At 56.8% G+C, this 798-nt stretch carries 1 protein-coding gene and 1 pseudogene; both read left to right on the forward strand.

Annotated features, from left to right (window positions below):
• A pseudogene (locus tag QQJ79_RS15510) lies at positions 1 to 202 on the forward strand (hypothetical protein); the annotation flags it as partial.
• A 14-nt stretch (positions 203 to 216) separates the two neighbouring features.
• The coding region (locus QQJ79_RS15515) for a M16 family metallopeptidase (protein WP_284223831.1) at positions 217 to 798 on the forward strand (582 nt) is incomplete at its 3' end.

Here is a 798-nt window from a genome sequence, read left to right on the forward strand (position 1 = left end):
GGCCCCCATGGTCACCCTGTCCACCGCCCATCCGGCCAAGTTCCCGGCTGCGGTGAAAGAGGCAACCGGCGTCCACCCTGATCTGCCGGACCATATGGCGGATCTTTTCGAGCGGGAGGAGCGCATGGTCACATTGCCTAATGAATTGGAAGCCGTGAAGTCCCATATAGTGAAGAATGCACGCATTCTTGAAACAAACTGATTTGAAAGATTTTCATGACCGTTGAGGTAACCACGTTGGAAAATGGCATGCGGGTTGTCACCGACCCCATGCCGCATCTTGAAACTGCCGCCGTTGGCGTGTGGGTTGATACCGGTGCGCGCCACGAGACGATTGAACAGAATGGAATCTCCCATGTGTTGGAACACATGGCGTTCAAGGGAACCGAAAAGCGGACAGCCTTGCAGATTGCCGAGACCATCGAGGCCGTGGGCGGTCACCTGAACGCCTATACCAGCCGGGACCAGACAGCCTATTACGCGCGGGTCCTGAAAGAGGATGTGCCGCTGGCGCTGGATATTCTGGCGGATATTCTTCAGAACTCCACTTTCGATGAAGAAGAATTGCGGCGTGAAAAGGAAGTGATCGTTCAGGAGATCGGGCAGACCAACGATACGCCGGACGACATCATTTTCGACCATCTGCAGGAAACGGCCTTCCCCGGACAGGCCCTTGGTCGGTCTATTCTGGGAACCACCGAACGGGTCAGGGGGTTTTCCCGTGACGTGATCGCAGGCTATATGCGGGACCGGTATCTGGCCCCGAGCATGGTCCTGAGTGCCTCCGGGGCGGTCAAT

Source organism: Brevundimonas denitrificans, assembly GCF_030160755.1.
Lineage (GTDB): Bacteria > Pseudomonadota > Alphaproteobacteria > Caulobacterales > Caulobacteraceae > Brevundimonas > Brevundimonas denitrificans.